This is a genomic window from Lysobacter sp. A286 (assembly GCF_054052105.1).
In genome coordinates this window covers 1,460,668-1,485,274 of the sequence record NZ_JBSVRJ010000001.1, presented here as the reverse complement: position 1 = coordinate 1,485,274, position 24,607 = coordinate 1,460,668, and the positions used below count along the sequence as shown (strand labels likewise).

The window sequence follows — 24,607 nt, the reverse complement described above, 5'->3', positions numbered from 1 at the left end:
GAAACACATCGAAACCTTCGCCACCGTCAACGGCGTCCGTCTGCATTACCGCGTCGACGGCCGCGCCGACGGCCCGTGGCTGACGTTCTGCAATTCGCTGGGCACCGACCTGACGATGTGGGACCGGCAGATCGAGGCGCTGGGCGAGCATTTCCGCATCCTGCGCTACGACCGTCGCGGCCACGGCCGTTCGGCCGTCCCGCCCGCGCCGTATTCGATCGACGACCTCGGCCGCGACGTGCTCGGGCTGCTCGATGCGCTGGGCATCGAGCGCACCCATTACTGCGGCCTGTCGATCGGCGGGCTGGTCGGGCAATGGCTGGCGGTCAACGCCCCGGAACGGCTCGATCGGCTGGTGCTGTGCAGCACCGCCGGCAAGATCGGCACCGAAGACGGCTGGCTGGCGCGCATCGACCAGGTTCGGGCGAACGGCATGGAGTCGATCGCCGAAGGCACGGTCAGCCGCTGGTTCACGCCGGCGTTCGCCGCAGCCGAACCGGAGGCGGTCGAGCAGACGCTGGAGCGCTTGCGGCAGATCCCGGTAGAGGGCTACGCCGGTTGCTGCCATGCGCTGATCGGCGCCGATTTCCGCGACACGCTGGCGGGCGCCGCGACGCCGGTGCTGGCGCTGGCCGGCAACCAGGATCCGGTGACCACGCCGGCCGACCTGCAGGCCATCGCCCACCGGGTTGCCGATGGCCGCTACGCCGAAATCGAGGGGCGCCATATCTGCAACCTGGAGTCCCCCGATACCTTCAACCAGGCGCTGACCGGCTTCCTGTTGCCATAGCCATTAACCGCGGTGGCGCTGTGCGTACTGGCGGCCCGGGTGGATCAGATACCCTTGGCGGATGCCTGCTGGAAAGCACCACGACATTGAGATTCGACTTATGAGCAACAAGTACTATCCGTCGGCACTTTGCAGGCGTCGCCTGCGACTGCATTGGCTCGCACTCCTGCTGGTGCCGGGGATTGCGCAATCGCAATCATCCTCGCCGCCGCCATCGTCGGGGGGTGATACGCAATTGGCTCCTGTGGTGGTCACCGCCACCCGCATCCCGGTGGACGCTCTGGTGGTGCCCGCGGCGATCGACGTCATCAGTGCCGATGAGATCCAGCGTGCGCAACCGAAAATCGACCTGTCGGAAACCTTGCAGCGAGTGCCCGGCGTGGTCGCCCGCGACCGCCAGAACTACGCCCAGGATCTGCAGATATCGATCCGGGGCTTTGGTGCGCGTGCCGCCTTCGGCGTGCGCGGCATACGCCTGTACACCGATGGCATTCCGGCCACGATGCCCGACGGTCAGGGGCAGGTGTCGCACTTCCCGTTGGAGTCGGCGCAACGTATCGAGGTGCTGCGTGGACCTTTCTCGGCCCTGTATGGCAACGCGTCCGGTGGTGTCATCTCGCTGTTCACCGCAGACGCACCGGCGAACCCGCTGCTACGCGCAGGCATGGTTGCCGGGGAAGACGGACTGCGGCGCTCGGCACTGTCGTTCCACACGCCTTGGGGCCGAGACGAGCAGGGCAGCTTCCTGGTCGACCTGGTCGATGTCGAGGATCAAGGCTATCGTCACCACAGCGCCGCGCGCCGGCGTAGCGGCCAGGCGCTGCTGAAGGGGACGTATGGTGATGGCGGACGCTACACGGTGTTGTTCAATGGCCTGGACCTGCAGGCGGACGACCCGCAGGGTCTGACCGCGCAGCAGTTGCAGGGAGACCGGCGCGCCGCCAGCGACGGCGCGCTGGCTTATGACGTCGACAAGTCGGTACGCCAGAGCCAGTTTGGTGCGCATGTGGTGCAGCCGATCTCATCGGACCATGAGTTGGCGGTGACCGCCTATGGCGGCAATCGGGCGACCGGGCAGATGTTGTCGGTCCCTGCCGCGGTCCAGCGAAATACACCCTTGCACAACGGTGGCGTGATCGACCTGGACCGGGACTATCACGGCATCGATGCGCGCTGGCGCTGGACGACCGAGTTATGGGAACGGCCGTTCTCGTTGACCTCGGGGGTCGAGTACGAGGTTTCCGAGGAGCACCGTCGAGGCTATGAGAACTTCGCCGGCGACCAGCTAGGTGTGATCGGGGCGCTACGCCGTGACGAGATCAACCAGGTGTCCGGACGCGACGTCTACCTGCAAGCGAACTGGGAGCCGGCGGACCGCTGGCGGATCAACGTGGGCGCGCGCCGCAGCCAGGTGCGGTTCCGATCAAGCGATCGCTTCATCACCGACATCAACCCCGATGACAGCGGCGCGTTGTCCTACTCGCGGACTTCACCCGTCGCCGGTGTGCTCTATCGCGCCACCCCGTGGATGAGCCTGTACGCCAATGCCGGTGGCGGCTTCGAGACGCCAACCTATTCGGAGTTGGCATACCGCAGTGACGGGTTGAGCGGCTTGAACGATACCCTGGCACCGGCGCGTAGCCACAACTACGAGATCGGCCTGCGCGCGCGCCGGGACCGACTGCAATATTCCGCTGCCGCGTTTGTCAGCCGTACCCGGGACGAGCTGGTCGTGGTGGCCAACCTGGGCGGACGCAGCGTGTACGACAACGCCGGCCTTACGCGCCGTCGCGGGGTAGAGTTGGCGTTGTCGGGAGAGATCTCCCCACGCTGGCATTTTTCCTCGGCCTACACATTCCTCGACGCACGCTATCTGAGTGATTTCGCTGTTTGCGCCACGCCGCCTTGCGCGCCCGGTGATGCGCGCGATGAGCTGCTGATCCAGGGCGGACGGCATATCCCGGGACTGGCGCGGCATGTCGCCTGGGCCGAATTGCGCTGGAGTCCGCAGGAGGCCATCGATGTCATGCTGGACGGTCAGTTCGTGGATCGCGTCTATGTCAATGACGACAACAGCGAATTTGCTCCGGCCTATGCCAGCTTCGCCCTGGCCGCCGAGCGCCGATTCCAACTGGGTGGCTTCGACTGGCGAGGCTTTGCCCGGGTCAACAACCTGTTCGACCGGGACATCATCGGTTCGGTGATCGTCAACGCCGGTGGCGGGCGCTATTACGAGCCATCACCCGGACGCAACTGGATGCTTGGCCTGGACGTGACCTGGTCGTTCGACTGACCAGGCCGCGCCGGCGGCCCCGGCGTTACCGGGGCAAGGTGTCGATGCGCATCACGGGATAGAGGTTGTAGCGCTGGTCCCACGAGGAGTGGCGGCGGTAGAAGAAGTCCAGCCGGGCACGCGGGTTGGCGGCGAACTCGGCATCCTCGCGCAGGCGCTGCTCAAACACGGCCTTCAACTCCGGGTCCGCTGCGAGCATCTCGCGGGCGACCTGTTCGGCGACATAGGGCTCCATGTATTCCTTGCGCTCGAAGGCATTGTTGAACTCGCCCCATGCGGCCAGCGAGTCCGGCGCCTGCGGCTCCAGGATGTGCATCACCAGTCGCGCCTTGGGCTGGGTGATGGGCACCAGCAAGGCACCGGCGTTGACATCGCGCGTCTCCGGCTGCCATTGCCCCTCGAGGTCAAGACGCTGATGGCCTTCATAGGATGACTCACCGAACTTGGTCGCCTGTGCGCGGAAGGTTTCGACTTTCGCATTCGGCAAGCCTTGTTCAAGCCGGCGGTAGTCGATGTCGTGCCGGTCGAGCCGTTTGGCGACCCAGCCGGCATGGGCGGCCGGTACCAGGTAGCCCCCCTTGGGCGCATTGACCACCAGTGCGGGACGGAGCTCGTCGCATAACGGGACTTTCCAGGTCTCCGGCTGGTTCTCGTCGTAGCGGGTCATGGTCGCCCCGGAGATCTCCGACGGCGTGCGGGTAAAGGCGTAACCCTCGAAATTGATGGTGTGGCAGTTGGCGGTGGCATCGAAGGTGAGCGGTACCGGATCACCAGCCAGCGCAAGCGCGCGTGTGTCGGCGGCGCTGGCCAACTGTTGCCACTGCCCGCCGTGTTGGGCGACCTGTTGCAGCACCGCGATGATCGCGTCATGGGTGGTCTTTACCCGGTGCGGATAGTCCTTCCAGGAGTGGGTCTCGACCAGCATCCCGAGACGGTTGCGCAGGCGCATGTAACCCTGCGAGAACCTCGGGGTGGCAACGCCGTCGACAAAGCCGGAGGCCGGGTTGTCTTCTTCCACGAACGAGGGATAGAACGGCAGCGGCATTGCGCCATGGTCGGCGAGATAATCGATGGTGCCCTGGCGCAGCGCACTGCCGGCCTTGCGCAGTGCCTGGTCGCCACTGTTGACCGGCTCCACCTGGATCGACACGTCGTGCTGGAACTTCGCGCCGTTTGTGACGTGCAGGTCGACATACACCAGCGGGTCCCACTGGTTGATCAACGCCAGCATCGCCTGCATCTCCGGCGCGTCGGCTTTCACATAGCCGCGATTGAGGTTGTAGTTCTGCGCGGTGGTGCGCCAGCCCATCTGCTCGGGCCCGCGTTGGTTGGGGCGGTTCCATGCACCGAATCGCTCATGACCATCGACGTTGAACACCGGCACGAACAGGAACACCTGCTGCTTCAGTACACCGGGGGCGATTTCACCGTCGAGCATCTCGCGCAGGGCCAGGAAGCCGGCGTCCTTGCCATCGATCTCGCCGGCGTGGATGCCGCCCTGGATCAAGGTCACGGGCAGGCTCTGGTCGCGCGCCGCCTCGGCGGAGAACGCGCCGCTCTGCGACACCACCAGCAGCTTCATCGGCCGACCTTCCGGCGTGGTGCCGAAGGTCTCGCAGCGCACGGCCTCCGGATACTGCGCGGCGAACGCATCGCACAGTTCCAGCACCTCCGCATAGCGTCCGGTCTGGATGAAGCCGCTGCGTTCGGACACCGTGGTCAACTGCGCGGTGGTCAAAGATGTTTGCTGGGCGAAGGCAGGAAGGGCGGCGGCCAACAGCAGGCAAAACAGGGCGGGACGGAGTTCGCGGGAGCGGGTCATCGGCAGGCTTCGTGTCTTGGATCGGTCAATGTTACCCCGCGACCGTGGCGAGTCGGTTAGCCTTGCCCCTTCGCCAAAAAGACTCAAGCAGGATTGCCTGACCCATGCTGACCCTCATCCTGATCGCAGTAACCGTGCTGGTTTCCTGGCTGGCGTTTGACCGTCCGCGCCTGCTTGATCGCCTGATCCTGTGGCCGCCGGCGATTGATCGCCAGAAGCAGTACGACCGGCTGCTGACCCACGGCTTCATCCACGCGGACTGGCAGCACCTGCTGTTCAACATGATCACCCTGTTCTTTTTTGGGCGGGCGACCGAGCGTTTGATCGTCGAGATGATCGGCCCACTGGGCTTCCTGCTGTTTTATCTGTCGGCGATCGTGATTGCGATCCTGCCGACCTACCTGCAGCACCGCAACGACGCGCACTATCGCAGCCTGGGGGCCTCGGGCGCGGTATCGGCGGTGTTGTTCGCCTTCATCCTGGTGCAGCCGTGGTCGCTGATCTTCGTGTTTTTCCTGCCGGTGCCCGCCATTGTCTACGGCGTGTTCTTCGTCGGCTATTCGTACTGGATGGATCGCCAGGGTGGCGGCCGCACCAACCACAGCGCGCATTTGTCCGGCGCGATCTACGGCGTGTTGTTCATGCTGTTCATGGAGCCGCGAATCGGCCCTTACTTTCTCGAGCGACTGATGAGCCCGTCGTTCGGTTGATGCCTCAGCCGGCAGTGGCCTCGCCGTCATTGCCATAGGTCTGCAACAGGCGCTCGTAAACCAGCGCGTCGACGCGGGCGAGTTCACCGCTGTCGTCGTTGTCGCCCAGTTCGTAGAGCCGGGCGACCAGTGCATCGTCGCTGCAGGCAGCACTCGTGGCGGGGCTCAGGACATCCATGGCTATCTCCGTGAAGTGGCCGCATCAGGTTTCCGGTGATCGGAACCTTGTACCCAAGAGAAACGCAGGTTCCATGCCATCAGCGCGGTCAGGAGGATCCAGTGATGTGTGACACGGTGAAATGACCTTCTGCGTCACACTCGGCCGTGAAGGTGCCGGCGTTGCCGTCGGCGGTCGATGCTCACTCCGTATAAATACAATCCATGGTATCGATCAGCCGTCACATCACAGCGTGACGTGACGGCGCGCACCGGAACCTTCGTTGGCGCGCCCCTCGACTATCTCGATGGAGGACTGTATGGCCACGACCTCAGCGCGAAAGGCCACTAGCAAGGTGGCAACGAAGAAGACCGCGGTAAAGAAACCGGCTGCAAAGAAGGCAGCCGTGAAAAAAGCGGCCGTGAAAAAAGCCGCTCCGAAGAAACCGGCTGTGAAGAAAGCAGCAGTGAAGAAGGTGGCAGTGAAGAAGGCGGCAGTGAAGAAGGCTGCGGTGAAGAAGGCTGCGGTGAAGAAAATGCCGACGAAGAAAACAGCCGCGAAGAAGACAACCACGAAAAAGACGGCCACGAAAAAGACGGCCACGAAAAAGACGGCCACGAAAAAGACCGCCGCGAAGAAGCCAGTGGCCAGGAAGGCCGTGGCGAAGAAATTGCCAGCCAAAACAGCGACAGCAAAGAAAAGCGCCAAGCGACGCCGGATCACTCCCGAACGGGCGCTTGCCAATACCCGCGAACTGCTTGAGGCCAAACAGGCACGCGACCGCGAGCCACAGCCGTGGCAGGCGCTGGACCCGGAGCACGAACATCAGCCAGGCGTGGGTTTCCAGTCACCCGCCGCCGCGGACCGCGCCGAAGAGCTGCACGCGGGCGAGAGTCGGATGTCCGCCATCCAGGGCAGCGTCAGCACGCATGATCGACACAATCAGGGCAAACGCGACAACCGTTGACGCATGCCGGAGCATTTTCATCCAGTGGGTAGCACAGACATGTCCGTTTCCAGTCCCAGTCCCGATATGCCGACGGTGGTGGTTCGCCATGACGTCGCCGGTTCACGCTTTGTCACCACCGTTGATGGCGTCGATGGGGTGCTCGACTACCAGCGCCGCGACGACTTGATGGTGCTCACCCACACCGGCGTACCCGAGGCGATAGGCGGGCGGGGCATCGCCGGAAAACTGACCTTGAAGGCGTTCGAACACGCCCGCAGCGAGGGCCTGAAGGTACGTCCGGACTGCGCCTACGCCGCCGCGTGGGTCAAACGCCACCCCGAGTACCGCCTGCTGTTGGCGTAGACTGGCCGGCCGCCAAACCCTGTGCAACCCACCATGCGTCTGAACAAACACATCAGCGAGAGCGGTTTCTGCTCGCGCCGCGAAGCTGATCGCCTGATCGCCGAAGGGCGGGTCACGGTCAACGGATTGCGCGGCAGGGTTGGCTCCGAGGTGGGCGAGGGTGACGAAGTCAGGGTCGACGGCCAGGCGCTGCGCGTCCGCGCGGTCCCCAAGGGGCAGCGAAAGCACGTTTATCTCCTGCTCAACAAGCCCGTTGGCATCACCTGTACGACCGAATCCGCAGTGGACGGCAATATCGTGGACTTCGTTGGCCACGAACGCCGGGTTTTCCCGATTGGTCGTCTCGACAAGGATTCCGAGGGCCTGATCCTGTTGACCAGCAATGGCGATATCGTCAACGAGATCCTGCGCGCCGAAAACAAGCTTGAGAAGGAATACCTGGTCGCGGTCAACCATGAGGTGACCGCCGAATTCCTGCGCGCCATGGCCAAGGGCGTGCCGATCCACGGTCAAACGACGTTGCCCTGCAAGACCAGCAAGCTGGGCCGGTTCGGCTTCCGAATCGTGCTGGTACAGGGCTTGAACCGGCAGATCCGGCTGATGGCGGCGTACTTCAAGTTCCGGGTCAAGCAGTTGATCCGCGTGCGCATCGGCAACGTCAAGCTGGGGCGGATGAAAACCGGCCAATGGCGCAACCTCACCGATGCCGAACTGCACGGACTGCTGCCGCAACGCACTGACTGGTAACGATACGTTCGCTTTATCCCGTCTGCATCCGGGCGTCACATGAATGGCGTTAAGGTTCCGTCCAATCAGGAGGGGCCAACTTCATGCGACAAATCAGGATCAATGGTGTTTTCGCGGTCGCGTTGCTGGCCTCGCTCGTGGCCTGCGAGCGTTCGCCGCAATCGCCAACCGGAGTGACGGATCCCACGGCGGGTCCGGACATCGCCTCGACACCCGCGGTGGGCGCGCCGGCGGCAGACGTGGCGCTTGAGGACGTGATGGAGTCGACCGGGGACTACATCATCGGTATCAGCTATCCGTCGTCGGCCGGTAATTACCCCGAGCTGGCGGCACTGCTCAAGGCTTACGCGGAGGCGGCCCGCACGCAGTTGCTGCAGGCGGTGGCGTCGCGTCCCCAGGACAGCAGTGCGATCTACGATCTGTCGCTCGGTTTTACCGAGGTGCTGGACAGTCCCGGATTGGTTGCCTACGCCGCGGATGGCAGCAGTTATACCGGTGGCGCCCACGGTGTGCCGTTGCTGGAGCGATTCGTGTGGTTGCCCGACCAGGCTGAGCGACTGACGGCGGCACGGTTGATTCCGGACGCCGAAGGTTGGCAGGCGGTTTCCCGACAAGTGCGCGAACAGCTGCATGCCGCCTTGTCACAACGGGCCGATGCCGATGAGCTGCCGTCTGGCCAAAGGGCCGAGCTGGTGCGCAGTGCAGGCGGGATGATCGATGAAGGTACCACCGCGGATCCGGAGAATTTCGCGCATTTCGAACCGGTTGCCGGTCCCGATGGCAAGCTGGTTGCGCTGCGTTTTGTCTTCCCGCCCTATCAGGTGGGGCCGTATTCCGACGGCGTGCAGACGGTGGAGATACCGGCGACTGTATTGCTGCCCCATGTCGCACCGCAATACCGCCAGTTGTTCCAGGACGGCGCCCCGCGTTAAGCCTTTGCGATCACAAAAAAAGCCGCCCGGATTGCGCCGGGCGGCCTTGGTCATGCAAGCGGATCGTTACTGCTTCGGTGTGTCTGGCACCACGGCGTCATCCGATACCGGGCCGTCCAGGCCGCGACGTACCAGCAGCGACTGGATCTGCGGCTCATGGCCGACGAAGTCGCGGAACAACTGCAGCGCGTCCTTGCTGCCACCCTGCGAGAGCAGGGTTTCGCGGAAATGGTCGCCGTTCTCGCGAGTCAGGCCACCGTTGCTCTTGATGTATTCCACGGTGTTGGCGTCCAGCACTTCCGACCAGATATAGGCGTAATAGCCGGCGGCGTAACCCCCCATGATGTGACTGAAGTACGGGGTCTTGTAGCGCGGCGGAACCGGCGCGTAGTCGGTGCCGTTGGCTTTCAGGGCAGCGGCTTCGAACGCCATCACGCCATCGGCCTCGGGGATCTTGTCCGCACCGATCTGATGCCAGCTCTGGTCAAGCATTGCCGCACCCAGATACTCGGTGGTGGCGAAACCCTGGTTGAACTTCGAGGTCGCCAGCACCTTGTCCAGCAGTTCCTGCGGCATCGCCTCACCGGTTTCGTAGTGCTTGGCGTAGTTGGCCAGCACCGACGGCCAGTCGGACCACATCTCGTTGACCTGGGACGGGAACTCGACAAAGTCACGCGGCACGCTGGTGCCGCTGAAGTACGGGTACTTCACGTCGGAGAACATGCCATGCAGCGCGTGGCCGAACTCGTGGAACGTGGTGGTGACTTCATCCCACGTCAACAGGGTCGGACCGTTGATCGGCTTGGTGATGTTGAGGTGGTTGGCGACCACCGGCAGGTCGCCGGTCAGCTCGGACTGGTCGACATAGGAGTTCATCCACGCACCACCACGCTTGGTGTCGCGTGCATACATGTCCGCCAGGAAGATCGCCAACTGGGTTCCGTCAGCTTCGAACACGTCGTACACGAGTACATCCGGGTTGTAGACCGGCAGGTCGGTGCGCTGCTTGAAGGTCAGTCCGTAAAGCTCGCCGGCAGCATAGAAGACGCCGTTTTCGAGCACGTTCTTCATCTCGAAGTACGGCTTCAGCTGGGACTCGTCGAAGTTGAACTTCTCCTGGCGCACCTTCTCGGTGTAGTACGCCCAATCCCACGGCTGCAGCTCAAAGGTCGGCTCGCCCTTGGCGGTCTGTTCCTTGTCGATCATCGCCTGGATGGCAGCACCTTCGCGCTTGGCGTTGGCCACCGCAGCTGGTGCCAGCTTGCCAAGCATGTCGTTCACCGCTTCGGTGGTCTTGGCGGTCTCGTCGGCCAGCACGTAAGCGGCGTAATTGGGGTAGCCCATCATCGTCGCTTTCTCGGCGCGCAACTTCAGGACATTGGAGACGATGCCGGTGTTGTCGAACTCGTTGCCACGGCTGCCACGTGCGACCGAGGCCTTGAAAATGCGCTCGCGCAGCTCACGGTTTTCCAACTGTGCCAGCGGCGGCTGGCCCGTGGTGTTGAGCAGGGCGACGAGGTACTTGCCCTCCAGGTCACGACCCTTGGCGGCAGCCGCGGCGGCGGCGATCTGCTCGTCGGTCAGCCCGGCGAGTTTGTCCTTGCTGTCGACAACGACGGCGGAGTCATTCACCTCGGCCAGCACGTTCTGGTTGAACTGGGTGCCGAACACGGCCAACTCGGAGTTGATCTCCTTCAGGCGGGTCTTGTCGGCATCGGACAACTCGGCGCCGGCGCGGACGAAATCGGTGTGATAACGCTCGATCAGGCGCACACCCTCGGGCTCCAGGCCCAAGCTGTCGCGGGTTTCGTACAGCTTCTGGACACGGGCAAACAGCTCGGGGTTCAGCGAAATGGCGTCGCGATGCGCCGACAGCTTGGGCGCGTACTCGGCCTGGATCGCCTTGCGTGCATCGTTGGTGTCGACACCGACCAGGCTGAAGAATGCGGTCGCGGTGCGCTGCAGGATGTCGCCGGATTTCTCCAGCGCGATGATGGTGTTGTCGAACGTGGGCGCTTCGTTATTGCTGGCGATCGCCTCGATCTGCTTGAGATGCTCGGCCATGCCGCGATCGAAACCGGGGCCGAAGTCGGCGTCATCGATCTTGTCGAAGCGCGGGTAGTGCAGCGGCAAATCGCTTTCGGTGAAGAACGGGTTGCTGGCGTCGGTCACGGCGGTATCGGCCTTGGATTCGGACTGGGCGGCGTCGCCCTTGGCAGCTTCAGATTGTGCGCAGGCGGACAAGCTGGCGGTCAGCGCTATGGCCAACGCCAGCGCAAGTGGATGCTTCATCGGACATAACCTCGTCAGTGGGAACCCGAAGCCTAACGCATGCCGCCGGCTGCCACCCATGGCAAAAGCCACGGGCGCACCACCGTCGTGCTCAGCGGCTGTCCTTGGCGCGAGCGAAGGCGGCGGCCAGTGCGTTGTTGGCCGGCGGTGCAGACGCCGGCTTGGCCGGGCTGGACCGGTGTGGCTTGACCGGAACGTTGCGAGGCTGGCGGTCCCGAGGTTGGCGGTCCTGGTGCTGCGGCGCCGGTGGGGACGCGTCCTCCAGGCGGCAGGTCAACGCGACCCGCTTGCGTGGGATATCGACTTCCAGCACCCGCACCTTGATCACGTCGCCGGCCTTGACCACCTCGCGCGGGTCCTTGACGTAGCGGTTGGCCAGCGCCGAAATGTGCACCAGCCCGTCCTGATGGACGCCGATATCGACGAACGCGCCAAACGCCGCGACGTTGCTGACCACGCCTTCCAGGATCATCCCGACCTTGAGGTCCTTGAGTTGCTCGATGCCGTCGGCAAATCGCGCGGCCTTGAACTCGGGCCGTGGGTCGCGACCGGGCTTTTCCAGCTCCTTGAGGATGTCGCGCACGGTCGGCAAGCCGAATTTGTCGTCGGTGTATTGCTCGGCGTGCAAGCTGCGCAGGAACGACGCATCGCCGATCAACTGCTTCACCTCGCGCCCGCATTGCTTGACGATCCGCTGTACCACCGGATACGCCTCTGGATGCACCGATGAGCCATCCAGTGGCTGGTCGCCATTGGCCACGCGCAGGAAGCCGGCGCACTGCTCGAAGGTCTTCTCGCCCAGTCGCGGCACCTTCATCAGCTGCTTGCGGCTGTCGAACGCGCCGTTCTGGTCGCGGTAGACCACGATGTTCTCAGCCACGGTCGCACCCAGTCCCGACACCCGGGCCAGCAAAGCGGCCGAGGCGGTATTCACGTCGACACCCACGGCGTTCACGCAATCCTCGACCCGCGCATCCAGCGCGCGTGCGAGCCGGTAGCCGTCCACGTCGTGCTGGTACTGGCCGACACCAATGGCCTTGGGCTCGATCTTGACCAGCTCGGCCAGCGGATCCTGCAGCCGGCGGGCGATCGACACCGCGCCGCGCAGCGACACGTCCAGTCCGGGAAACTCCTTGGCCGCGAATTCCGACGCCGAATACACCGATGCACCAGCCTCGCTGACGACCATTTTCTGCATCTTCAGCTCGGGTGCCAACTTGATCAGATCGCCGGCCAGCTTGTCGGTCTCGCGCGAGGCGGTTCCGTTGCCGATCGCAATCAACTGCACGCCGTGCTTGGCGCACAGGGCCCGCAACACATGCAACGAGCCGTCCCACTGGTTGCGCGGCTGGTGCGGGAATATCGTGTCGGTCGCGACCAGCTTGCCGGTCGCATCCACGACCGCGACCTTGACCCCGGTGCGCAGACCAGGATCCAGCCCGAGCACGGCCTTCGGCCCGGCGGGAGCCGCCAGCAGCAGGTCCTTGAGATTGTCCCCGAACACCGCGATCGCCTCGGCCTCGGCCTTCTCCCGCGCCTGGCCGAACAGGTCCAGCATCAGGTGCAGGTGGAGTTTGGCCTTCCAGGCTAGGCGGCAGGCGTTGTGCAGCCACGCGTCCGCTGGCCGGCCCTGGTCGCGGATGCCGGCATGGTGTGCCACCCGGGCGATGGCCTGGGCGTGGCCCGTCTCGGCGTTCGTGCCCGGGTCCAGTTCAAGCTGGATGACCTCTTCGCGACGGGCGCGAAACAGCGCCAGTAGCCGGTGCGAGGGGATTTTCGCCAATGATTCGGCGTGATCAAAGTAATCGCGGTATTTAGCGCCGTCGTTTTCCTTGCCCTCGATCACCCGGGCGCGGATGACGCCAACCTCCGTGAGCCAGCTACGCAGCTCCCCGACCAGCGCGGCGTCCTCCCCCCAGCGCTCCATCAATATCGCGCGTGCGCCTTCCAGCGCCGCCTTCGTATCGGCAATGCCCTTTTCGCCGTCCACGAAGTCGGCCGCGACTACCTCGGGCTCCTGGCTGGGGTTGGCCAGCAGTCCGTCCGCGAGTGGCTCCAGACCGGCCTCGCGTGCAATCTGGGCGCGGGTCCGGCGCTTGGTCTTGTAGGGCAGGTACAGGTCCTCAAGGCGCGACTTGCTGTCGGCGGCCTCGATGTCGGCGCGCAGTTCGTCGGTCAACTTGCCTTGTTCATCAATGCTGGCCAGCACGCTCGCCCGACGATCCTCCAACTCGCGCAGGTAGATCAGCCGGGTTTCCAGGTTGCGCAACTGGGTGTCGTCCAGGCCCTCGGTTACCTCTTTGCGGTAGCGGGCGATGAACGGCACCGTCGCACCGTCGTCCAGCAAGCCGATCGCAGCGATGACCTGGCTGGGCCGGGCGTCAATTTCGCGGGCGATCAGGTGGGCGATCTGGTTCGAAAACCGGGAGCTGAGTTCTGACATTGAGGAGACGACCTTGGGGGAAAGACGGGCCCATGCCGGGCGGGGTGGTCGATTGTGGCGGGGGATGCGCTGCGGGGAAAGGCGTTGACAGCCGCGATGAAGGCAGCAACAGAAACGTCTGGTCGGCAGTGTCTGAGGTTTTGACGCGATGGGAACAACGATAATTTAGTGATGTTGATCACAAAAACGAAAGTGCGTCGAGCACGTCGCTCATGTTCGACCTCGCCCGGCCGTTGTCGCAGGCATGAGTAAATGGGTTCTGCCTCTGGCGATGTTGTTTGCAACGGCGACGGCCTTTGCGGCTCCAGCGTATCGCCCGGTCGCGCCAATCTCCACGGCGACCGGGGAGTCGGTCGAGACTGTCCTTGAAGACCAGCGCCTGCATGGCTACGAGTCTCCGATGCGCGCCATTGCGCGTTTGCGTGCAGCGCACGCGCGACAGGGTGGCCGTCTGTCAACGGATATGAATAGCCGATACTGGGCGGCGATTGCCGGATTGTCCCTGAGCGGCCGTGACGCGGAGTCGATGCGGGATGCATTGGTCGCGGCCGAGAAAATCAGCAAGCGCGGCGACTGTGCCGGTTGCCGCGCCCGGTTGCTGGTTCTGCGCGCCGGTGACGCGATGCAGCGCCTGGACTACGAGCTGGCAGGGGACTTGCTCATCGAGGCGGAACCGCTGGTCGGCTCGAACCCGCAATTGCACCTGGAAATGCTCAGGGCAAAGGTCAGGTTCCAGGAGATGATCGGAAATCTGACCGCTTCGATCTCCGGTTCGTTCGACGCGCTGCATTTGGCCCAATCGCTGGGAAACACCGCGGACCGGGTCGAGTTGTTGAACCGGCTTGCGCGAATGAACGCGATTCTGGGTAACGAGGTCCAGGCGCTTGCGTTCACTGAAGAAGCCTTGGCCATCGCCGAGTCGATCGGTTTCGTCCATGCCATTGCCGCGTTGCACATCACCCGGAGCCATGCCTACGCCAAGGCCGGGCAAGGCGACAAGCAACTCGAGGCGCTCACGAAAGCCCTGGCGATCACGCAGGCTCACGAGGGGCTGAGTGACGCCGAAGTCACCATTCTTTCCAACCTTGCCGACCATTACCTGAAACCCGGTGGCTACGCACAGGCGCTGGCGTATGCGAGTCGCGCCGCAGCCCTCGCCGTGAAGACGGGCAACGATAACGGCCTTGCCGTGGCGATGGCCAACCAGGGCATCGCGATGAGCGGCCTGGGCGATGTGGAAGCAGGGGTCCACACGCTGGAGCAATCGGTGGCGTTGGCCAGACGCCAGGGCAATATCGTCTACGAGATCGTGATCTCCGATGAACTGGTGCGGATCCTGGAGCAGGCAGGGCATTACAAGGAGGCTCTGCAGGCCGTGCATGAAGCGCAGGCGGCCAACGACAAGCTGACCCTCCAGGAGCGCGAAAAAGCGGTTCTGGAGTTGCAGGTCAAGTACGACCAGGAACGCAAGAGCAGTGAAATCCAGCGCCTCTCCGCGCAGGCCGAACTGCGCAAGGCCGCCGTCGCCGCGCGCAATTGGCGCCAGCGCCTGTGGGTCGTGGTGGCGATCGCGTCGATTCTCGCTGCGCTCTTGCTGGTGCAGCGGCTGCGGCGTACCCGGCATGCAAATCGACGACTCGCCGTGGACAATGCCACCCTCACCGAGAAATCGGTGCGCGACGAGCTGACCGGCGCATTCAACCGGCGCCATTTCCACGCGCTGATGGCGCGGGTGGCAACGAGTCGCAACGGTGCCTTGCAGGAGCAAGGAGCGCGCTCCGGCATTGGCCTGATGTTGTTGGATGTCGACCATTTCAAGACGATCAACGATACCCATGGCCATGCCGCCGGCGATGCGGTATTGGTCGAGCTGACCCGGCGCCTGCAGTCAGGGTTGCGCGAGCAGGATGCGTTGGTGCGTTGGGGCGGGGAGGAGTTCGTGCTGGTTTTGTCGGGTGTTCCGGCAGGCGGGATGGTCGTGCTGGCGCAGCGGATACTGCTGGCCATCGCTGGTGAGCCGGTCGAAGTCGGCAGCGATGCGATCAGTGTCACCGCGTCGCTTGGCGGCGTTGTGTTTTCCGGCGCCAGCGAACGGCAATGGCAGGATGCCTTGCGGCTGACCGATGCGGCGATGTACCTGGCCAAGCATCACGGACGCAACTGCGCTATATGCTTGGACGTCAGCCAGGGCAACATCGAGTCGTGCGATATCGATGAGATCTGCGAGGACCTGGCCGCCGCGGAACGGGCGGGGAAGGTCGAATTGGTGACCTTGCTGGGAGATCGGCAAACTCCGTCATCGGGTCTGCCGTCACCTCTGCCGGTGCCAGCTCCGGGCAAGTTGCGCTGAGGCTCCCGGCTACTTCTCCACGAAGGCCCGCTCGAACACGTAATGGCCCGGCACGCCGATGCGGGGTGCAGCGACGAAACCCCGGCCGTCCAGCAGGGCGCGGAAGTCGGCCAGCATCTGCGGGCTGCCGCAGATCATTGCCCGGTCGTGCTCCGGGTCGAGCGGCTCCAGGCCGAGGTGCTCCATCATTTGCCCCGTGGCCATCAAATCGGTCATCCGGCCGCGATGGTCGCACCCGTCGAACTGGAAGCTCTCGCGGGTGACCGCCGGGTAGTAGTGGAGTTTCTGCGCGATCGTCTCGCCGAGAAAGTCATGCCGCGGCAACTCGTTGAGGATGTAGTCGCGATAGGCGAGATCGTCGGCACGCCGGACACCGTGGGTCAGGATGACCCGATCGAAGCGCTCGTAGGTTTCCGGGTCCTTGATCACCGACAGCCATGGCGCGAAGCCGGTGCCGGTGCCCAGCAGGTACAGGTTGCGCCCGGGGTGCAGGTCGTGGATCAGCAGTGTCCCGGTCGGCTTGCGGCCGATCCGGATCGTGTCGCCCGGCTTGATGTGCTGCAACCGGGACGTCAACGGGCCGGAGGCGACCTTGATCGAGAAGAACTCCAGTTGCTCCTCCCAGTTCGCGCTGGCGATCGAGTACGCGCGCATCAATGGTTTGGTCGAGCCGTCGGCTTGCGGGATATCCAGACCGATCATGACGAACTGGCCGTTGTCGAAACGGAAGCCGTTGTCGCGGGTGGTGGTGAAGCTGAAGTAATCGTCCGTCCAGTGACGGACGTCCAGCACGGTTTCGGTGCCGAAGGCAGGGGACATGGCGGATTTGCTGCGTGGGGACAGCGCATTTTAGCCGATTGCGGCCAAACGTTCCGGAAGCCCCAGGCGGCCATGGTTGCTGGTTCCATCGCCGCTCGGCGACCGAATGATTCCCGCGTCAATGTCACTTCACGGGCGGCAGCGCATCCTGTCGGCATGGATGGGCAGAACCACACGTTGTGGACCATCGGCCACTCGACCCGCGACTGGGACGTGTTCGTCGGCATGTTGCGTGACGCCGGTATCCGCGCGCTGGGCGATGTGCGCCGGTTTCCCGGCTCGCGCCGAAACCCGCAATTCTCTGCCGAGACCATGGCGAGCGAATTGCCGCCGACCGGAATCGTCTACCTGCCGATGACCGAGCTGGGAGGCCGTCGTAAGGTGGATCCTCATACCCGCAATACCGCCTGGCGCAACGCCAGTTTTCGCGGCTATGCGGATTACATGCAGACCGCCGACTACCAGCGCGCGAGAGACCATCTTGCCGAGCTGGCAGCAAACCAGCGCGTGGCGATCATGTGCGCCGAAGCGGTCTGGTGGCAGTGTCATCGGGGGTTGATTTCCGATGATTTCAAGGCCCATGGCTGGGACGTCATTCACCTGATGGCACCTGGGCGCAGTGACGAACACCCGTACACCTCGGCGGCCAGGATCGTTGATGGAAAACTGGACTATTCCGCGCCCGAGCCGCCGCAGGCCACGCTGTTCTGACGCGGCTGGTAACCGATAGGGCATCTGCGCCACGCCTGATCCTGGTCAAGGCAACGCGACCCGATTTCCGCGACTCTGGCGACCAGCGCTCCGAAGACCGTCGGGGCATGCCACCAAGTATCAGGAGTGCCGGAATCATGTTGCTCGATGTAGAAGAAATTACCTGCGACAAGTGCAGTGACGCCATCACGACCGCTATCCTGGCCCAGGATCCCACCGCCCAGGTCACCGTCAATGTCGACCACAAGCAAGTCCGCGTGGAAGGGCTCCTGACCCAGCAACAGGCCATCGACGCGCTCGCGACCGCCGGGTATCCGGCCAGCAGTGCGGCGCCCCATAGCGGTGAAGGTAGCGACTGCTGCGGCGGTTGCTCCTGATCGGGACCATCGGGATTGGGGAGCGGCGTGTCGCTTGGCGGCGCGTCGCTCCCGTGTTCGGGACCTGATTCGCCACTCGGCCGGCTCCGATCGCTAGAATATGGGCTCCGCAACCAGCACTGAAGCCTGCCGTGAGCCCTGTCGCAAGTCCGATTTCCGTCCGCCAATCCGTCTCGATCCGGCAGGAGGACTTCATCCAGTCCGTTGCCGATGCCTTGCAGTACATCTCGTACTATCACCCGGTCGATTACATCAAGAGCCTCGCCGCCGCCTATGAGCGCGAAGAGAGCGTCGCCGCGAAGGGTGCGATCGCGCAGATCCTGATCAACTCGCGGATGTGCGCCGAAGGCCACCGGCCGATCTGCCAGGACACCGGCATCGTCACCGTGTTCCTGGAAATCGGCATGGACGTGCGCTGGGACGACGCAACGATGGGTGTGGAAGACATGGTTCACGAAGGCGTGCGCCGCGCCTACCAGCACCCCGACAACAAGCTGCGCGCCTCGGTGCTGGCCGACCCGGCCGGCAAGCGCGTCAACACGAAGGACAACACGCCTGGCGTGGTCAACGTCAAGGTGGTGCCCGGCAACACCGTCGATGTGATCGTCGCGGCCAAGGGCGGCGGTTCGGAGGCGAAAGCCAAGTTCGCGATGCTCAACCCGTCCGACTCAGTCGCCGAATGGGTGCTCAAGACCGTACCGACCATGGGCGCCGGTTGGTGCCCGCCGGGCATGCTCGGCATCGGCATCGGCGGCACCGCCGAGAAGGCGATGCTGCTGGCGAAAGAGTCGCTGATGGAGCCGATCGACATTACCGAGCTGAAGGCGCGCGGCCCGTCCAACCGCGCCGAAGAGCTGCGCATCGAGCTGTTCGACGCGGTCAATGCGCTGGGCATCGGCGCACAGGGATTGGGTGGGCTGACCACGGTGCTCGACGTCAAGGTCAAGGATTATCCGACCCACGCCGCCAACCTGCCGGTAGCGTTGATTCCCAACTGCGCGGCCACGCGGCATGCGCACTTCACCCTTGATGGCAGCGGCCCGGTACAACTGGATCCGCCATCGCTGGAAGACTGGCCCGAGCTGACCTACGACGCTTCCAGCGGCCGTCGCGTCGACCTCGATACCGTGACCCCGGCAGACGTCGCCAACTGGCAGCCGGGCGAGACGATCCTGCTCAACGGCAAGTTGCTTACCGGCCGCGACGCCGCGCACAAGCGCATCGTCGGCATGCTCGACAAGGGCGAACCGCTGCCGGTCGATTTCAAGGGCCGCTTCATTTATTACGTGGGCCCGGTTGACCCGGTGCGAGACGAAGTCGTCGGCCCCGCCGGCCCGACCACGGCCACCCGGATGGACAAGTTCACCGAGCAGGTGCTGAGCCAGACTGGCTTGCTGGGCATGGTCGGCAAGGCCGAACGCGGTCCGGTTGCGATCGAGGCGATCAAGAAGCACAAGTCGGTTTACCTGATGGCGGTCGGTGGCGCCGCGTATCTGGTGTCCAAGGCGATCAAAGCCTCACGCGTGGTGGCGTTCGAGGACCTCGGCATGGAGGCGATCTACGAGTTCACCGTGCGCGATATGCCAGTGACGGTGGCGGTCGACAGCAGCGGCGAGTCGGTCCACCAGACCGGCCCGCACAAGTGGCAGGCGCGCATCGGCAAGATTCCCGTGCTGGTCGAGCCCGCCTGACCCGTAGGGTGTATTAGGCGCCAGCCGTAATACACCATGGCCGGTCTACAACCGCTCCACCAGCGCCTTCAGTTTCTTGCGCGTGCCCGGCAGGGCCAGGTAGCCCGTTGCCAGCTTCTCCAACGCGGCGATGTTGACCGCGCTGGTGTCATCCAGGTCATCCAGGCCGGCCAACAGTTCCGCCTGCATCCTGAAGTAACTGTCACCAACCAGCTGTCGGGTGATGTAATCCACCGACTCGGCGTTGCCGTCGAACAACACGTCGATGATCGGCACGGCCCACTCCAGCGCGCCCCATTCCCGGGCGGATTCCAGGCTGATGGGCCGGGTGCGCTCCCCGGTGCCGATCGAAAGTACCACCAGGTCGCCGCATTGGTGGGCATCGCGGTCGTAGCGCAAGGCCTCGGCAATCGCGCACATCGTCGGGTTGTTGGCAACGACGCCGCCGTCGATCAGCGAGCAGGTCTTGCCTTCTATTTTCATCGGATGCGCGGGGAAATAGGTGGGGGCGGCGGTGGTTGCGCGGCAGACTTCCCAGACCAGCAAGTCCCGGTGGCTGGGCTTGAAACTCTTGAAGATCACAGGCTTGCGCGAGATGGTGTCGTAGCTGGGGATCACGGTCGGCAGCTTGAGCTGGCCCAGCGTGGTCTTGCCAAAGACCTTCTTCAGTATCTTCTCCAGACCCTTTCCGTCGTACTTGGGTGCGGACGGCCCGGCGCTGAAAAATCGTCCCGCGCGTGACCACAGGCGGTCGGTCATCCCCGGGAAAATCTCGTCGCGCTGGGTGCGGTAAACCTCGGCCATGGTATTGGGACCCAGGCCAATACCGAGCCCGCAGGCCACCAAAGCGCCGGTGGAACTGCCGGCGACCAGGTCGAAGCTGTCAAGCAATCCGGGCTTTCCAGAGCGCGCCAAGACGTCCTCCACGCCGCCAAGCCAGGTGCAGCTGACCAGGCCGCGGATGCCGCCGCCGTCGAAGGACAGGATTCGTTTGGCCTGCATCAGAACCACTCCAGTAGCGAGATGCCCAGCCCGATCTGGGTTGATCGATGGTCATAGTCAATCAGGCTTTCGCCATAGCCGTCGAATACCTGCAGGTGGCCCCGCAGCGTGCGAGTCAACGGAAAGCCCCAGTCGAACCGCACCGCGCCGTGGGATCGATCGCCGCTGCGCATGGAGTGTCGCGCCATCAGTGCGAACTCATGGCCGCCGCGGGTGTGCACCAGTGTGACGTCGCCGCGCCCGACGTAGTCCTCGATGTTCGGGTTTTCGTCCTCGCTTCCGTCGGATATCCGCCACCACGGGCGCACCATCAGGGCCCAGTTTTCCCGGTCCAGGCCGAAATTCATTACCACCCGGTTCCAGCTGCGCGACAGTGGGTCGGCGCGACCGTTGGACTGGTGGTTGATGCCGATACCGAGCATCCGGCCGCGCCAGTGCTCGCCCAGTCCGTAGTTGTTGCGGAACACCAGCATTACTTCCGGCTCGTAATTGGACTCGCGGAAGGGGCGCGAGTTGTCGCCTTCGTAGACCTGCCAGTGCGAGACCTGGGTGTAGCCCATCCAGATATCGCCGTTATCGCCAAACAGGTTCTCGACCGCCTTGGTCTTGAAGCTGATCTGGAATTTGGTTTCCACGTCCTTCAGTGATAACGGCTGTGCCGGCATGACCGGGTTGGAGCTGGTGGGAAATTCGTTTGGATGGCTACTCCACACGGCGGGGAGCAGGTAGACGGGTTTGTAGGCACGCAGATTGAAAATGCCCAGCTTGGAATCGCGAGCCAGTTCCCAGCGGCTGTCCAGCAAGCCGCCCTTGCCGGCGTTGGCGATGCTTGCATCCAGCGGGTTGGGCGGGCCGTTCTCTGCGCGGAACAGGTCACTCAGCCCCTGCCGTAGGCGTTCGCGCCGGGGCAGGTCTGCGCGTCGGCTGCGCTGCTGTGCCGCGCTGGCGTCCTTGAGCTGCCGCGCCTGGAGGGCCTGTGCGTCGGCGACGGAAGGGCCCTCCGGGTGACGCCCAACAGCGGCGTCGTAGCAAGCCAGGCGCTCCACGTCGATATTGAGCGCCGCGCAGGCCTCCGGGTTTGCCGGGGCGCCTGGTGACAGAAAGTCCTGCGCCAGCGTCGGACTGGAGGTCAAGCCGATGAGCAATCCGATCGACCAACAGCCTGGCAGCAGCGCCCTGCGGCGTGTCGGCGCGGGAACCAACATTGTCTGGTCGCCCGGCTTCACAATTGCGACTTGATTGGCAACAAGACCCGCTCGGCAATCTTTTCCGTCCACGGCCGTTCCTGCCAGGTTTGGTAGGTGTAGCGCTTGCTCGACTCCAGGTCCCGCTCGAACACCCGGGTCATCCGCTCCGCAAATTCATGGTCATAGATGTTCAGGCTCGCCTCGTCGTTGAGCTGGAACGAGCGGATGTCAAAGTTGGTGGAGCCGACCGAGACCAGTTCCTGGTCGATGACCAGCAGCTTGGTGTGGATCATCGTGGGTTGGTATTCGTGGATTTCGACGCCCGCGTCCAGCAATGGCCCCCAGGTGGACTTGGACGCCAGTCGTACGGCGTTCGCATCGATATGCGGGCCCGGCACCAGGATCCGGATTCGCACGCCGCGTTCGCGAGCCGCCACCAGCGCGCTGATGATCAACGAGTCTGGCACGAAGTACGACGCGGTCAGGTCGATCGACTGCTCGGACGCGGCGATCGCCATCAAGTACATCAGATGCATGCTTTCGCTGCCACCGGACGGAGAGGCGGTGAGCATATGCGCGTCGATATCTCCGGCAGGCGGCAGTGCGGGGAAATACTTCGGGCCGTTCAACACCTCGCCGGTGCTCTTGATCCAGTTGTCGTTGAACGCCGCCTGTATTTGCCCCACCGCCGGGCCTTCCACCCGGAAGTGCATGTCACGCCAGTGATCGGGGTCCTGCGCGTGGCCCTGCCACGGGTCCGCAATACCGACGCCGCCAGTGAACCCGATCTTGCCATCGACCACCAACAGCTTGCGGTGGGTGCGGTTGTTCATCCGGCTCAGGTTGTACCAATGCAAGGGCCGGTAACGCTCCAGCCGAACGCCTGCGTCGCGCATCCGGTCCAGCAACTGCTGGTCCATCTTGAGGCTGCCGACCCAGTCAATGGTGACGTGCACCGGGATGCCTGCCCGTGCACGCTCTGACAGCGCCTCGGTGAACTCTTTGCCAATCGCTCCGGACCAGTAGATGTAGGTCTCAAAGGTGATGGAAACCTGCGCGCTGCGGATTGCCTCCAGCATCGACGGAAAAATTTCGTCACCGTTGTTGAGGGCTGTGACCTGGTTTCCCGACAACACCGATGGACCCAGCATCACCGACATTTCCCGACGGAATTGCGGGTCGCTGATTGCGTAGCGATGCTCGATCTTGCGATCGAGCTGCTTGGTCGGGGTGGCGAAGTTGAGCCCGATGATCACAGCCAAGGCAGTGATCAGCACGGTGGCAAGGATGATCCAGGTCATGCGTTGGCGACTCCATCGTGGCATTGATGCTCCCCACACCCCATCCGAAGGTGCCTACTTTGCCCGTTCATGGTCAAAGTTGGTGTGAACGTGGCATGGGTGCCAGAGGGTCAGATAAACCACGCAAAGGCAAAAATTCCCAACATCGCGAACGCCAGCCCAACCTTGAGCACGGTGCCGACCAGAATGCCCAGCCAGGTACCAAAGCCGACCCGGGTGGCCTGGCGCACTTGCCTGCCGTGGATCAACTCGCCGACCAGGGCGCCAACAAACGGACCCGCCAGTAGACCGATGATGCCGAAGAACAAGCCCACAAGGGTGCCAACTACCGCGCCCACCAAGGCCAGTCGGCTCGCGCCGACCCGCTTGGCGCCCATCGCAGTGGCAAGCAGGTCGACGGCGATCGACAGCACGGTCAGCACCCCCAGCACCACCACCACCCACCATCCCACCTGTTCGAAATTGCCGGCCCAGGCCGCCAGCAGCATGCCTGCGAACATCAACGGCACCCCTGGCAGGGCAGGCAGTACCGTGCCGGCCAGGCCCACCAAGACCAGTAACGCGGCGATGAGGTAGTAGATATTCACCAGATCCATGCCAAGTCCCCACCAGTTTTACTGGATACGTTATTGCGTTTTCACACTGTACGGGTTAGTTTCAGGCCGCTGTTTGTCAGGGTCACCGTGAATCTTGGCTCGATGCGCTGATCCCATGATCGCTTCATCGTTGTACCTCGCTTCCTCCTTGCAACCAGCACCGTGCAACCGCGCTGTTGTCAATCAAATGTTCCAAGGAGCAAGTTAATGTCCAACCGTGAAACCGGAACCGTCAAGTGGTTCAACGATGCCAAGGGTTTTGGCTTTATCAGCCGTGAAAATGGCGAAGATGTGTTCGTCCATTTCCGTGCCATCCAGTCCGAGGGCTTCAAGAGCCTGCAGGAAGGCCAGCAGGTCTCGTTCGTCGTGACCCAGGGTCAGAAGGGTTTGCAGGCTGACGAAGTCCAGGCCGTATAAGACGCGAACCCCGGCACCCGCCGGGATTCGGCTGTCGCAATAGAACAGGCGGTCCGCATTTGCGGGCCGCCTGTTTTTTTACGGGAACGTTTTTGTTGGAATGTGGCACTTGGCGCGCAGCAGCGTGCGCCGTTATCAGCGCGCCCAGGCCCGCCCGTTGTATACGCGCACGTACGAGCCTTGGCGGATGCCGCCCAGGTCGTCCTGGCTGACCACGGTGGTGCGGCCGTTGTCCATGCGCACATGGACGTTGTAGCCCGCTCCGCCGACCCGGTTCTGGATGGCGTTGCCTGCCACCGCGCCCGCCACCGCGCCCGCCACGGTAGCAGTGTTGCGGCGACCCTTGCTCTCGTCATCGGCCAGCTCACGGCCCGCAGCCGCACCTACCAGGCCACCCAGGACCGCACCGGTGGCATTGGGCACATTACTGTTGTTGCCGACCTGCTCGATACGGACCACGGTGCCGCAGTCCTGGCAATTGGCGCCGTTGTTGCCGTAGCTCGGCGACGGTGAGCCGTAGTTGTTGCCGTAACCCGGGGTGGCGCAACCGGCCAGAGCAAGGCTGGCAGCAGCGGCCACACCGAACAACTTGAGGTTCTGGATATTCATGCGGATCTCCTGCGAAGGCGGGGTGTCACCGGATGATGGACCCGGTTGC

22 protein-coding genes are annotated in these 24,607 nt (G+C 63.7%); 12 read left to right on the top strand and 10 right to left on the bottom strand.

Annotated features, from left to right (window positions below; genetic code table 11):
• Positions 1–7: 7 nt before the first annotated feature.
• Positions 8–790, top strand: coding sequence for a 3-oxoadipate enol-lactonase (gene pcaD / locus ACW7G0_RS06830; protein WP_456989475.1), 783 nt, complete (start codon positions 8–10; stop codon positions 788–790).
• Positions 791–890: 100 nt separating this feature from the next.
• The gene (locus tag ACW7G0_RS06825; RefSeq protein WP_456988511.1) at positions 891–3,083 is read left to right on the top strand and encodes a TonB-dependent receptor family protein; all 2,193 of its coding nucleotides are present in this window, start codon (positions 891–893) and stop codon (positions 3,081–3,083) included.
• Between the two features lie 25 nt (positions 3,084–3,108).
• Here ACW7G0_RS06825 and ACW7G0_RS06820 read toward each other — a convergent pair whose 3' ends face one another.
• Entirely contained in the window at positions 3,109–4,905 is a 1,797-nt protein-coding gene (locus ACW7G0_RS06820; protein WP_456988509.1) for a M14 family metallopeptidase, read from the bottom strand.
• A 104-nt stretch (positions 4,906–5,009) separates the two neighbouring features.
• Between ACW7G0_RS06820 and ACW7G0_RS06815 the strand changes: the two genes are divergently transcribed.
• Entirely contained in the window at positions 5,010–5,615 is a 606-nt protein-coding gene (locus tag ACW7G0_RS06815) for a rhomboid family intramembrane serine protease (RefSeq protein WP_456961346.1), read from the top strand.
• Positions 5,616–5,619: 4 nt separating this feature from the next.
• On the opposite strand, the gene ACW7G0_RS06810 is transcribed toward ACW7G0_RS06815, so the two are convergent.
• The gene (locus tag ACW7G0_RS06810) at positions 5,620–5,793 is read right to left on the bottom strand and encodes a hypothetical protein (RefSeq protein ID WP_456988507.1); all 174 of its coding nucleotides are present in this window, start codon (positions 5,791–5,793) and stop codon (positions 5,620–5,622) included.
• 298 nt (positions 5,794–6,091) lie between these two features.
• Between ACW7G0_RS06810 and ACW7G0_RS06805 the strand changes: the two genes are divergently transcribed.
• The 4 genes from ACW7G0_RS06805 to ACW7G0_RS06790 all read left to right on the top strand — a co-directional run bounded on the left by ACW7G0_RS06805 (position 6,092) and on the right by ACW7G0_RS06790 (position 8,763).
• Complete coding sequence (locus tag ACW7G0_RS06805; protein WP_456988505.1) at positions 6,092–6,739, top strand: histone H1-like repetitive region-containing protein; 648 nt, start codon at positions 6,092–6,094, stop codon at positions 6,737–6,739.
• A 39-nt stretch (positions 6,740–6,778) separates the two neighbouring features.
• Positions 6,779–7,084: a GNAT family N-acetyltransferase gene (locus ACW7G0_RS06800; RefSeq protein WP_456988503.1), complete on the top strand. Its 306-nt coding sequence runs from the start codon at positions 6,779–6,781 to the stop codon at positions 7,082–7,084.
• 33 nt (positions 7,085–7,117) lie between these two features.
• Positions 7,118–7,831 (top strand): pseudouridine synthase, encoded by a 714-nt coding sequence (locus tag ACW7G0_RS06795; RefSeq protein WP_456988501.1) that lies wholly within the window; start codon positions 7,118–7,120, stop codon positions 7,829–7,831.
• Positions 7,832–7,914: 83 nt separating this feature from the next.
• On the top strand, positions 7,915–8,763 hold the full coding sequence (locus ACW7G0_RS06790; protein WP_456988499.1) for a DUF3298 domain-containing protein: 849 nt from the start codon (positions 7,915–7,917) through the stop codon (positions 8,761–8,763).
• 66 nt (positions 8,764–8,829) lie between these two features.
• On the opposite strand, the gene ACW7G0_RS06785 is transcribed toward ACW7G0_RS06790, so the two are convergent.
• Both ACW7G0_RS06785 and ACW7G0_RS06780 read right to left on the bottom strand, forming a co-directional pair.
• Entirely contained in the window at positions 8,830–11,055 is a 2,226-nt protein-coding gene (locus ACW7G0_RS06785) for a M3 family metallopeptidase (RefSeq protein WP_456988498.1), read from the bottom strand.
• Between the two features lie 91 nt (positions 11,056–11,146).
• Positions 11,147–13,498 carry a Tex family protein gene (locus ACW7G0_RS06780; protein ID WP_456988496.1) on the bottom strand — a complete coding sequence of 784 codons (2,352 nt, stop codon included), beginning with the start codon at positions 13,496–13,498 and terminating at the stop codon, positions 11,147–11,149.
• Between the two features lie 463 nt (positions 13,499–13,961).
• Between ACW7G0_RS06780 and ACW7G0_RS06775 the strand changes: the two genes are divergently transcribed.
• Positions 13,962–15,848, top strand: coding sequence for a diguanylate cyclase (locus ACW7G0_RS06775; RefSeq protein ID WP_456988494.1), 1,887 nt, complete (start codon positions 13,962–13,964; stop codon positions 15,846–15,848).
• 9 nt (positions 15,849–15,857) lie between these two features.
• Here ACW7G0_RS06775 and ACW7G0_RS06770 read toward each other — a convergent pair whose 3' ends face one another.
• A complete protein-coding gene (locus ACW7G0_RS06770; RefSeq protein WP_456988492.1) occupies positions 15,858–16,667 on the bottom strand; it encodes a ferredoxin--NADP reductase in 810 nt (269 codons plus the stop codon).
• A gap of 156 nt (positions 16,668–16,823) precedes the next feature.
• On the opposite strand from ACW7G0_RS06770, the gene ACW7G0_RS06765 reads away from it, so the two are divergent.
• The 3 genes from ACW7G0_RS06765 to ACW7G0_RS06755 all read left to right on the top strand — a co-directional run bounded on the left by ACW7G0_RS06765 (position 16,824) and on the right by ACW7G0_RS06755 (position 19,446).
• Complete coding sequence (locus ACW7G0_RS06765; protein ID WP_456988490.1) at positions 16,824–17,378, top strand: DUF488 domain-containing protein; 555 nt, start codon at positions 16,824–16,826, stop codon at positions 17,376–17,378.
• A 137-nt stretch (positions 17,379–17,515) separates the two neighbouring features.
• Complete coding sequence (locus ACW7G0_RS06760; protein ID WP_456988488.1) at positions 17,516–17,755, top strand: heavy-metal-associated domain-containing protein; 240 nt, start codon at positions 17,516–17,518, stop codon at positions 17,753–17,755.
• A 152-nt stretch (positions 17,756–17,907) separates the two neighbouring features.
• The gene (locus tag ACW7G0_RS06755) at positions 17,908–19,446 is read left to right on the top strand and encodes a fumarate hydratase (protein WP_456989474.1); all 1,539 of its coding nucleotides are present in this window, start codon (positions 17,908–17,910) and stop codon (positions 19,444–19,446) included.
• Positions 19,447–19,491: 45 nt separating this feature from the next.
• Here ACW7G0_RS06755 and ACW7G0_RS06750 read toward each other — a convergent pair whose 3' ends face one another.
• From ACW7G0_RS06750 to ACW7G0_RS06735, 4 genes are all read right to left on the bottom strand, one after another.
• Positions 19,492–20,448, bottom strand: a complete 957-nt coding sequence (locus tag ACW7G0_RS06750; RefSeq protein WP_456988486.1) for a patatin-like phospholipase family protein — start codon at positions 20,446–20,448, stop codon at positions 19,492–19,494.
• Complete coding sequence (locus ACW7G0_RS06745; protein ID WP_456988484.1) at positions 20,448–21,653, bottom strand: phospholipase A; 1,206 nt, start codon at positions 21,651–21,653, stop codon at positions 20,448–20,450. The genes ACW7G0_RS06750 and ACW7G0_RS06745 overlap by 1 nt, the downstream gene beginning before the upstream one ends.
• 17 nt (positions 21,654–21,670) lie before the next feature.
• Complete coding sequence (locus ACW7G0_RS06740; RefSeq protein WP_456988482.1) at positions 21,671–22,936, bottom strand: phospholipase D-like domain-containing protein; 1,266 nt, start codon at positions 22,934–22,936, stop codon at positions 21,671–21,673.
• 110 nt (positions 22,937–23,046) lie between these two features.
• Positions 23,047–23,532, bottom strand: a complete 486-nt coding sequence (locus ACW7G0_RS06735) for a DUF456 domain-containing protein (RefSeq protein ID WP_456988481.1) — start codon at positions 23,530–23,532, stop codon at positions 23,047–23,049.
• A gap of 207 nt (positions 23,533–23,739) precedes the next feature.
• Between ACW7G0_RS06735 and ACW7G0_RS06730 the strand changes: the two genes are divergently transcribed.
• Positions 23,740–23,949, top strand: coding sequence for a cold-shock protein (locus ACW7G0_RS06730; RefSeq protein ID WP_036193815.1), 210 nt, complete (start codon positions 23,740–23,742; stop codon positions 23,947–23,949).
• A gap of 135 nt (positions 23,950–24,084) precedes the next feature.
• On the opposite strand, the gene ACW7G0_RS06725 is transcribed toward ACW7G0_RS06730, so the two are convergent.
• Complete coding sequence (locus ACW7G0_RS06725) at positions 24,085–24,558, bottom strand: glycine zipper 2TM domain-containing protein (protein WP_456988479.1); 474 nt, start codon at positions 24,556–24,558, stop codon at positions 24,085–24,087.
• Positions 24,559–24,607 lie beyond the last annotated feature (49 nt).